Annotated in this window: 10 protein-coding genes and 1 pseudogene; 7 read left to right on the top strand and 4 right to left on the bottom strand. The window is 51.4% G+C overall.

What is annotated here, in order from left to right:
• Window positions 1–287: transposase (locus tag BFF42_RS04520; protein ID WP_000567737.1), on the bottom strand; the 287-nt coding region annotated here is incomplete at its 3' end.
• A 123-nt stretch (window positions 288–410) separates the two neighbouring features.
• Here BFF42_RS04520 and eamB point away from each other — a divergent pair.
• Window positions 411–998, top strand: coding sequence for a cysteine/O-acetylserine transporter (gene eamB / locus BFF42_RS04515; RefSeq protein ID WP_000189207.1), 588 nt, complete (start codon window positions 411–413; stop codon window positions 996–998).
• 55 nt (window positions 999–1,053) lie between these two features.
• On the opposite strand, the gene grcA is transcribed toward eamB, so the two are convergent.
• The gene (grcA, locus tag BFF42_RS04510) at window positions 1,054–1,437 is read right to left on the bottom strand and encodes an autonomous glycyl radical cofactor GrcA (protein ID WP_000627807.1); all 384 of its coding nucleotides are present in this window, start codon (window positions 1,435–1,437) and stop codon (window positions 1,054–1,056) included.
• Between the two features lie 305 nt (window positions 1,438–1,742).
• Here grcA and ung point away from each other — a divergent pair, with 305 nt between their 5' ends.
• On the top strand, window positions 1,743–2,432 hold the full coding sequence (gene ung, locus BFF42_RS04505) for a uracil-DNA glycosylase (RefSeq protein WP_001262716.1): 690 nt from the start codon (window positions 1,743–1,745) through the stop codon (window positions 2,430–2,432).
• Window positions 2,433–2,479: 47 nt separating this feature from the next.
• On the opposite strand, the gene BFF42_RS04500 is transcribed toward ung, so the two are convergent.
• Window positions 2,480–3,517 carry a tRNA/rRNA methyltransferase gene (locus tag BFF42_RS04500; protein ID WP_039059498.1) on the bottom strand — a complete coding sequence of 346 codons (1,038 nt, stop codon included), beginning with the start codon at window positions 3,515–3,517 and terminating at the stop codon, window positions 2,480–2,482.
• A gap of 206 nt (window positions 3,518–3,723) precedes the next feature.
• Between BFF42_RS04500 and trxC the strand changes: the two genes are divergently transcribed.
• From trxC to BFF42_RS04475, 5 genes are all read left to right on the top strand, one after another.
• Window positions 3,724–4,143, top strand: coding sequence for a thioredoxin TrxC (trxC, locus tag BFF42_RS04495; protein ID WP_001098726.1), 420 nt, complete (start codon window positions 3,724–3,726; stop codon window positions 4,141–4,143).
• 68 nt (window positions 4,144–4,211) lie between these two features.
• The gene (gene tapT / locus BFF42_RS04490) at window positions 4,212–4,910 is read left to right on the top strand and encodes a tRNA-uridine aminocarboxypropyltransferase (RefSeq protein ID WP_012421387.1); all 699 of its coding nucleotides are present in this window, start codon (window positions 4,212–4,214) and stop codon (window positions 4,908–4,910) included.
• A gap of 31 nt (window positions 4,911–4,941) precedes the next feature.
• The gene (gene patZ / locus BFF42_RS04485) at window positions 4,942–7,602 is read left to right on the top strand and encodes a peptidyl-lysine N-acetyltransferase PatZ (RefSeq protein WP_000083004.1); all 2,661 of its coding nucleotides are present in this window, start codon (window positions 4,942–4,944) and stop codon (window positions 7,600–7,602) included.
• Between the two features lie 113 nt (window positions 7,603–7,715).
• Window positions 7,716–9,071: a CDP-diacylglycerol--serine O-phosphatidyltransferase gene (gene pssA / locus BFF42_RS04480; RefSeq protein WP_000949271.1), complete on the top strand. Its 1,356-nt coding sequence runs from the start codon at window positions 7,716–7,718 to the stop codon at window positions 9,069–9,071.
• A 45-nt stretch (window positions 9,072–9,116) separates the two neighbouring features.
• Window positions 9,117–9,440, top strand: a complete 324-nt coding sequence (locus tag BFF42_RS04475) for a YfiM family lipoprotein (RefSeq protein ID WP_001300818.1) — start codon at window positions 9,117–9,119, stop codon at window positions 9,438–9,440.
• Here BFF42_RS04475 and kgtP read toward each other — a convergent pair.
• Window positions 9,437–9,826: pseudogene (kgtP, locus tag BFF42_RS04470) on the bottom strand (alpha-ketoglutarate permease); the annotation flags it as partial. The gene BFF42_RS04475 and the pseudogene kgtP overlap by 4 nt on opposite strands.
• Between the last annotated feature and the right edge of the window lie 212 nt (window positions 9,827–10,038).

The following is a 10,038-nucleotide window of genomic DNA, read 5'->3' as shown; positions in this document are numbered from 1 at the left end:
AGTTCATTTTCCATCGTTTTCTTGCCGAGCAGGCGCTGGAGTTCTTTAATCTGCTTCATGGCGGCAGCAAGTTCAGAGGCAGGAACAACCTGTTCTCCGGCGGCCACAGCAGTAAGACTTCCTTCCTGGTATTGCTTACGCCAGAGAAATAACTGGCTGGCTGCTACACCATGTTGCCGGGCAACGAGGGAGACCGTCATCCCCGGTTCAAAGCTCTGCTGAACAATTGCGATCTTTTCCTGTGTGGTACGCCGTCTGCGTTTCTCCGGCCCTAAGACATCAATCATCTGTACTCCAATGACTAGTCTAAAAACTAGTATTAAGACTATCACTTATTTAAGTGATACTGGTTGTCTGGAGATTCAGGGGGCCAGTCTAGGTACTGTCTACCAAAACAGAGGAGATAACAAGTGACACCGACCCTTTTAAGTGCTTTTTGGACTTACACCCTGATTACCGCTATGACGCCAGGACCGAACAATATTCTCGCCCTTAGCTCTGCTACGTCGCATGGATTTCGTCAAAGTACCCGCGTGCTGGCAGGGATGAGTCTGGGATTTTTGATTGTGATGTTACTGTGTGCGGGCATTTCATTTTCACTGGCAGTGATTGACCCGGCAGCGGTACACCTTTTGAGTTGGGCGGGGGCGGCATATATTGTCTGGCTGGCGTGGAAAATCGCCACCAGCCCAACAAAGGAAGACGGACTTCAGGCAAAACCAATCAGCTTTTGGGCCAGCTTTGCTTTGCAGTTTGTGAACGTCAAAATCATTTTGTACGGTGTTACGGCACTGTCGACGTTTGTTCTGCCGCAAACACAGGCGCTAAGCTGGGTAGTTGGCGTCAGCGTTTTGCTGGCGATGATTGGGACGTTTGGCAATGTGTGCTGGGCGCTGGCGGGGCATCTGTTTCAGCGATTGTTTCGCCAGTATGGTCGCCAGTTAAATATCGTGCTTGCCCTGTTGCTGGTCTATTGCGCGGTACGCATTTTCTATTAACGAAAAAAAGCGGAAGAGGTCGCCCTCTTCCGCTTAGTAACTTGCTACTTAAGCCTTACAGGCTTTCAGTAAAGGTACGAGCGATAACGTCGCGCTGCTGTTCCGGAGTCAGAGAGTTAAAGCGAACTGCATAACCGGATACACGGATGGTCAGCTGCGGATATTTTTCCGGATGCTTAACTGCATCTTCCAGAGTTTCACGACGCAGAACGTTAACGTTCAGGTGTTGACCACCTTCAACGCGAACTTCTGGTTTCACTTCTACTGGAACTTCACGGTATTCAATGTCACCCAGTTTGCTTACTGCAACCACTTCATCTTCTGCATAACCTGCTTTTGCAACGATGCAACGTGCTTCGCCTTTTTCGCTGTCCAGCAGCCAGAAAGAGTTCAGCAGATCGTCGTTAGCGGCTTTAGTAATCTGGATACCTGTAATCATGTGATGCCTCCCCGGCAAAATTATTTGATTTGTTCAGCCTGTCGCGGCCAATTGGTAAAACCATTGTTGCTTGAGTGTATATATACTCCTCAACCACCCTTGATTCTTTGATTTAAATCAATAAAAACCACACATCGATTGTGGTCGTAAATGGATTTTATTGTTTTACATCAACTTATGCGGGTGTGAAATTTTACCAATTTACATTTTTTTGCACTCGTTTAAGTCATAAAAAATGAGCATGATTTTGTTCTGTAGAAAGAAGCAGTTAAGCTAGGCGGATTGAAGATTCGCAGGAGAGCGAGATGGCTAACGAATTAACCTGGCATGACGTGCTGGCTGAAGAGAAGCAACAACCTTATTTTCTTAATACCCTTCAGACCGTCGCCAGCGAGCGGCAGTCCGGCGTCACTATCTATCCACCACAAAAAGATGTCTTTAACGCGTTCCGCTTTACCGAGTTGGGTGACGTTAAAGTGGTGATTCTCGGCCAGGATCCTTATCACGGACCGGGACAGGCGCATGGTCTGGCATTTTCCGTTCGTCCCGGCATTGCCATTCCTCCGTCATTATTGAATATGTATAAAGAGCTGGAAAATACTATTCCGGGCTTCACCCGCCCTAATCATGGCTATCTCGAAAGCTGGGCGCGTCAGGGCGTTCTCCTGCTCAATACTGTGTTGACGGTTCGCGCAGGTCAGGCGCATTCCCACGCCAGCCTCGGTTGGGAGACGTTTACTGATAAAGTCATCAGCCTGATTAACCAGCACCGCGAAGGCGTGGTGTTTTTGTTGTGGGGATCACATGCGCAAAAGAAAGGGGCGATTATAGATAAGCAACGCCATCATGTACTGAAAGCACCGCATCCGTCGCCGCTTTCGGCGCATCGTGGATTCTTTGGCTGCAACCATTTTGTGCTGGCAAATCAGTGGCTGGAACAACGTGGCGAGACGCCGATTGACTGGATGCCAGTATTACCGGCAGAGAGTGAGTAAATTTGCGGGGAAATGCCGGATGGCAGAGTTGCCACCCGGCTGATTTATCAGGCTTTATTCTGACGCCACCATTCACCAAGCAAAACGCCGGTTGCGACAGAGATATTCAGCCCGGCAACGTTGCCCGTACCGTCAATCTTCACGCGCAGATCGTTCGGATCGCGTGCGGCATCCGGTAACCCTTCATATTCCTGACCCAGCACCAGTACCATTTTCGCTGGCAGACTAGTTTTGAACAGCGGTTTACCCTGCTCGCTGGAAGTGGTCACTACGGTGTAACCTGCCTGACGGAAATCATCCAGCACGTTAACAATGTTGTCGCCAGTAATCGGCTGAACGTGCTCTGCGCTGCCTTCTGCGGTACGGATAGCCGCCCCCGACTCCAGCAGTGCCGCATCCTGCACCACGACACCTTTCACGCCGAAGTGCGCGCAGCTGCGCATCATGCCACCCAGGTTATGCGGGTTAGATTCGTTTTCCAGTGCCAGAACGCAATCCTGCGCGCCTGCCTGGCTTACCCACTGCTGCACGGTTGTACCGTTACGCTTTTTGATCAGGAAGCAAACGCCGCCGTGATGTTCCGTGCCTGACGCTTTTGTCAATTCAGCTTCATCCACCACATGGTACGCTTTGCGGTTTGCCGCCATCCAGCGCAAGGCTTCTTTAAAACGTGGCGTTACGCTCTGGATAAACCAGGCGCGAACAATTGCTTCCGGACGGCTCTGGAACAGTGCCTGACAGGCGTTTTCGCCGTAGACGCGGGTTTCTTCCGCACGCTGACGACGCAACACTTCCGGATCAATAAAACTTTTACCACTGATGCCACCGTGATCGGCCTTTTCCGGCGTCTCATCACCCGGCGCGCGGGAAACCGTGCGCCACGGCGAATCTTCCCACTTGCGGTCACGGGGCTGACTCTGTTTGTCATCGCGGGCGGGGCGACGGCCACCGTCAGCACGAGATTTTCCTGGACGCCCGCCCCCTTTCCCGGTACGCGGGTTGTGGGTACGTTTATCAGAATCATCATCACTGCGGACATACATCACTTTGACCTTGCCGCTTTTACCTTTCATTTCATCGTTCATGCTTTTCTCCACCAGCGCTGCGCGAAGCGCGCAGATTACCCGAAGTCCGCGCGGTTCGCCATGATTTCGTACCAAAGCCTGCGACTATCATACCTATTGAATAAAACAGATTGTTGTCTGGAACAATGTCCCCGATAATATGTAACATATTAGAAACATACCGGCGTCGTTGCCGATAAGTCTCCTTACTCATCCCGAGGTTAGTTATGAATACCGTTTGTACCCATTGTCAGGCCATCAATCGCATTCCCGACGATCGGATCGAAGATGCGGCAAAATGCGGACGCTGCGGTCACGACTTGTTTGACGGAGAGGTGATTAATGCGACCGGTGAAACACTCGACAAATTGCTGAAGGATGATCTACCTGTGGTGATCGACTTCTGGGCACCGTGGTGCGGCCCCTGCCGTAATTTCGCACCAATTTTTGAAGATGTCGCGCAAGAGCGTAGCGGTAAAGTGCGCTTTGTGAAAGTGAATACCGAAGCTGAACGTGAATTGAGCAGTCGCTTTGGAATTCGTAGTATACCGACGATCATGATTTTCAAAAACGGTCAGGTTGTCGACATGCTTAATGGCGCAGTACCGAAAGCTCCGTTCGATAGCTGGCTGAACGAATCTCTTTAATCTTACCGGGGCGCATCTTGTGCCCCGTTTTCTCCTCTGCGACAATGGCGTTTTTTCGACGCTCTCTTATGACCGAAAACGCTGTTCTCCAGTTACGCACCGAGCGTATTGCGCGCGCAACACGTCCTTTTCTTGCCCGCGGTAATCGCGTTCGTCGCTGCCAACGCTGTCTTTTGCCAGAGAAATTATGTCTCTGTTCGACAATTACCCCAGCACAAGCAAAAAGTCGCTTCTGTTTGCTGATGTTCGACACCGAGCCAATGAAGCCCAGTAATACCGGGCGTCTGATTGCTGATATTTTGCCTGATACCGTTGCGTTTCAATGGTCGCGTACCGAACCCTCGCAGGATTTGCTGGATCTGGTACAAAACCCGGATTATCAGCCAATGGTGGTCTTTCCCGCCTCGTATGCTGATGAGCAACGGGAAGTGATCTTCACACCACCTGCCGGTAAGCCACCGCTGTTTATCATGCTCGATGGTACCTGGCCGGAAGCTCGCAAGATGTTTCGTAAAAGTCCGTATCTGGATAATCTTCCCGTCATTTCCGTCGATCTTTCCCGGCTTTCTGCCTATCGCCTGCGTGAAGCCCAGGCTGAAGGCCAATATTGTACTGCCGAGGTAGCCATCGCACTGTTAGATATGGCCGGCGATACCGGGGCGGCAGCAGGGTTAGGCGAGCATTTTACCCGCTTTAAAACACGCTATCTGGCAGGAAAAACGCAACATCTGGGTAGCATCACAGCAGAACAGTTAGAAAGCGTTTAAAATCATTCGGTCACTTCTGCGGGAGACCGGTATGAGTCAGCGAGGACTGGAAGCACTACTGCGACCAAAATCGATAGCGGTAATTGGCGCGTCGATGAAACCCAATCGCGCAGGTTACCTGATGATGCGTAACCTGCTGGCGGGAGGCTTTAACGGACCGGTACTCCCGGTGACGCCAGCCTGGAAAGCGGTGTTGGGTGTGTTGGCCTGGCCGGATATTGCCAGCTTGCCCTTTACACCCGACCTTGCGGTTTTATGTACCAATGCCAGCCGTAATCTTGCTCTTCTGGAAGAGCTCGGCGAGAAAGGCTGTAAAACCTGCATTATTCTTTCCGCCCCGGCATCGCAACACGAAGATCTCCGCGCCTGCGCCCTGCGCCATAACATGCGCCTGCTTGGACCAAACAGTCTGGGTTTACTGGCTCCCTGGCAAGGTCTGAATGCCAGCTTTTCGCCTGTGCCGATTAAACGCGGCAAGCTGGCGTTTATTTCGCAATCGGCTGCCGTCTCCAACACCATCCTCGACTGGGCGCAACAGCGTAAGATGGGCTTTTCCTACTTTATTGCGCTCGGCGACAGCCTGGATATCGACGTTGATGAATTGCTTGACTATCTGGCACGCGACAGTAAAACCAGCGCCATCCTGCTCTATCTCGAACAGTTAAGCGACGCGCGACGCTTTGTTTCGGCGGCCCGTAGTGCCTCGCGTAATAAACCGATTCTGGTGATTAAAAGCGGACGTAGCCCGGCGGCACAGCGACTGCTCAACACCACGGCAGGAATGGACCCGGCATGGGATGCGGCTATTCAGCGTGCCGGTTTGTTGCGGGTACAGGACACCCACGAGCTGTTTTCGGCGGTGGAAACCCTTAGCCATATGCGCCCGCTACGTGGCGACCGGCTGATGATTATCAGCAACGGTGCTGCGCCTGCCGCGCTGGCGCTGGATGCCTTATGGTCACGCAATGGCAAGCTGGCAACGCTAAGCGAAGAAACCTGCCAGAAACTGCGCGATGCACTGCCAGAACATGTGGCAATATCTAACCCGCTCGATCTACGCGATGACGCCAGCAGTGAGCACTATATTAAAACGCTGGATATTCTGCTCCACAGCCAGGATTTTGACGCGCTGATGGTTATTCATTCGCCCAGCGCCGCTGCTCCCGCAACAGAAAGCGCGCAAGTATTAATTGAAGCGGTAAAGCATCATCCCCGCAGCAAATATGTCTCTTTGCTGACGAACTGGTGCGGCGAGCACTCCTCGCAAGAGGCACGACGTTTATTCAGCGAAGCCGGGCTGCCGACCTACCGTACCCCGGAAGGAACCATCACTGCTTTTATGCATATGGTGGAGTACCGGCGTAATCAGAAGCAACTACGCGAAACGCCGGCGTTGCCCAGCAATCTGACTTCCAATACCGCAGAAGCGCATCTTCTGTTGCAACAGGCGATTGCCGAAGGGGCTACGTCGCTCGATACCCATGAAGTTCAGCCCATCCTGCAAGCGTATGGCATGAACACGCTCCCTACCTGGATTGCCAGCGATAGCACCGAAGCGGTGCATATTGCCGAACAGATTGGTTATCCGGTGGCGCTGAAATTGCGTTCGCCGGATATTCCACATAAATCGGAAGTTCAGGGCGTCATGCTGTACTTGCGTACAGCCAATGAAGTCCAGCAAGCGGCAAACGCCATTTTCGATCGCGTAAAAATGGCCTGGCCGCAGGCGCGGATCCACGGCCTGTTGGTGCAAAGTATGGCTAACCGTGCTGGCGCTCAGGAGTTGCGGGTTGTGGTTGGGCACGATCCGGTTTTCGGGCCGTTGATCATGCTGGGTGAAGGCGGTGTGGAGTGGCGTCCTGAAGATCAAGCCGTCGTCGCACTGCCGCCGCTGAACATGAACCTGGCCCGCTATCTGGTTATTCAGGGGATCAAAAGTAAAAAGATTCGTGCGCGCAGTGCGCTACGCCCATTGGATGTTGCAGGCTTGAGCCAGCTTCTGGTGCAGGTTTCCAACTTGATTGTCGATTGCCCGGAAATTCAGCGTCTGGATATTCATCCTTTGCTGGCTTCTGGCAGTGAATTTACCGCGCTGGATGTCACGCTGGATATCTCGCCGTTTGAAGGCGATAACGAGAGTCGGCTGGCAGTGCGCCCTTATCCGCATCAGCTGGAAGAATGGGTAGAATTGAAAAACGGTGAACGCTGCTTGTTCCGCCCGATTTTGCCAGAAGATGAGCCACAACTTCAGCAATTCATTTCGCGAGTCACCAAAGAAGATCTTTATTACCGCTACTTTAGCGAGATCAACGAATTTACCCATGAAGATTTAGCCAACATGACACAGATCGACTACGATCGGGAAATGGCGTTTGTAGCGGTACGACGTATTGATCAAACGGAAGAGATCCTCGGCGTCACGCGTGCGATTTCCGATCCTGATAACATCGATGCCGAATTTGCTGTGCTGGTTCGCTCGGATCTCAAAGGGTTAGGCTTAGGTCGACGCTTAATGGAAAAGTTGATTACCTATACGCGAGATCACGGACTACAACGTCTGAATGGTATTACGATGCCAAACAATCGTGGCATGGTGGCGCTAGCCCGCAAGCTCGGGTTTAACGTTGATATCCAGCTCGAAGAGGGGATCGTTGGGCTTACGCTAAATCTTGCCCAACGCGAGGAATCATGAGTAAGGTACTGGAAATGTTGACCACTTAATCGGGACTGGTGTTATTATTGCCCGCTTATGTCGTCTGCATTGCACAGAGGACCCTTCAATGAACAGAGAAGAAATGCACTGTGATGTTGTCAAAATTTAAGCGTAATAAACATCAACAACACCTTGCCCAACTACCCAAGATTTCTCAATCAGTTGATGATGTCGATTTCTTTTACGCTCCCGCCGACTTCCGGGAGACGCTGCTGGAAAAAATAGCCAGCGCGAAGCAGCGCATTTGCATTGTCGCCCTGTATCTCGAACAGGATGACGGTGGCAAAGGCATTCTGAACGCGTTGTATGAAGCTAAAAGGCAGCGTCCGGAACTGGATGTGCGGGTGCTGGTCGACTGGCATCGTGCACAACGTGGACGCATTGGCGCTGCGGCATCTAACACTAACGCTGACTGGTACTGCCGCATGGCGCAGGAAAATTCGGGCGTAGATGTTCCGGTTTATGGCGTTCCAATCAATACCCGTGAAGCCCTTGGTGTTCTGCACTTTAAAGGCTTTATCATCGACGATAGCGTACTTTATAGCGGTGCCAGCCTGAACGATATTTACCTGCATCAGCACGATAAATATCGCTACGACCGTTATCATCTTATCCGTAACCGTAAGATGTCAGACATTATGTTTGAATGGGTTACACAGAATATTATGAATGGCCGCGGCGTTAATCGTCTGGATGATGTTAATCGGCCAAAAAGCCCGGAAATCAAGAACGATATTCGTCTGTTCCGCCAGGAGCTGCGTGATGCCGCTTATCATTTCCAGGGCGATGCCGACAACGATCAGCTTTCCGTAACGCCGCTAGTGGGGCTGGGGAAATCGAGTCTGTTGAACAAGACCATTTTCCATCTTATGCCTTGTGCCGAGCAGAAACTAACCATCTGTACGCCATACTTCAACCTGCCAGCAATCCTTGTGCGCAATATTATCCAGTTGCTGCGCGAAGGGAAAAAGGTCGAAATTATTGTTGGTGATAAAACCGCGAACGACTTCTACATTCCGGAAGATGAACCTTTCAAGATAATTGGCGCATTGCCTTATCTCTATGAGATCAATCTGCGTCTTTTCCTGAGCCGTTTGCAGTATTACGTCAATACTGACCAGCTAGTGGTTCGGTTATGGAAAGATGACGACAACACCTATCACCTGAAAGGGATGTGGGTTGATGATAAGTGGATGTTGATCACCGGTAATAACCTGAACCCGCGCGCCTGGCGTCTGGATCTGGAAAACGCCATTTTGATCCACGATCCACAACTGGAGCTTGCGCCGCAGCGAGAGAAAGAACTGGAGCTGATCCGCGAGCATACCACCATCGTTAAGCACTATCGCGATCTGCAAAGTATTGCCGATTATCCGGTGAAGGTTCGTAAACTCATCCGCCGTTTGCGCCGTATCCGCATCGACCGATTAATTAGCCGCATCCTGTAATCACAACCCCGTCCTGTACGGGGTTTGTTTTTTGGAGGCCACGTTTTGCGTATTCTTTTTGTCTGTTCGCTATTGTTACTTTCTGGATGCAGCCATATGGCTAACGATAGCTGGAGCGGGCAGGATAAAGCTCAACACTTTATCGCCTCGGCGATGCTTTCCGCCGCCGGAAATGAATATTCACAGCATCAGGGGATGAGCCGGGATCGCAGTGCCATGTTTGGATTGATGTTCTCTGTCAGTTTGGGGGCGTCAAAAGAGCTTTGGGATAGCCGCCCCGAAGGGAGCGGCTGGAGCTGGAAGGATTTGGCCTGGGATGTCGCCGGTGCAAGCACCGGCTATACCGTCTGGCAACTGACCCGTCACTAAAGACGCATCCCCTTCCCTTTGCGATGTAGCATCAAAGAAACCAGAAACGCCACCACGGCCATCAAGGTCACATACCAGAAGAAGGCAGTTTCCATTCCTATTGATTTCAGCGACAACGCTACGTACTCCGCCGAACCACCAAATATAGCATTAGCGACCGCATATGACAGACCAACGCCTAATGCGCGAACCTGTGCCGGGAACATCTCAGCCTTCAGTATTCCACTGATTGATGTATAAAAACTCACTATCAGCAGGGCACACATCACCAGACCAAAAGCGGCATAAGGCGAGGAAACGTTTTGCAATGCTGAGAGAATAGGAACGGTAAAAATGGCTGCCAGCGAACCGAAACATAACATTGAGGTACGGCGACCAATCTGTAAGCGTACAGCCTGAACCGTCTGGTCAGAATCTGACGAATTAGACAAAGTGGTGTCCACCAAATAAGTAGTGGGAACCAAAGTGTCAGATATGCAGAAAAATGTGAATCCCGGCAGGCGAAAAGGCTGCCCTAATTATCCTCCCGAATTTAAACAGCAGCTCGTTGCTGCCTCCTGTGAACCCGGGATATCCATCTCAAAACTTGCTCTTGAAA

Source organism: Shigella sp. FC1661, from assembly GCF_001712525.1.
GTDB lineage: Bacteria > Pseudomonadota > Gammaproteobacteria > Enterobacterales > Enterobacteriaceae > Escherichia > Escherichia coli.
This window is presented reverse-complemented; position numbering and strand designations above follow the sequence as displayed.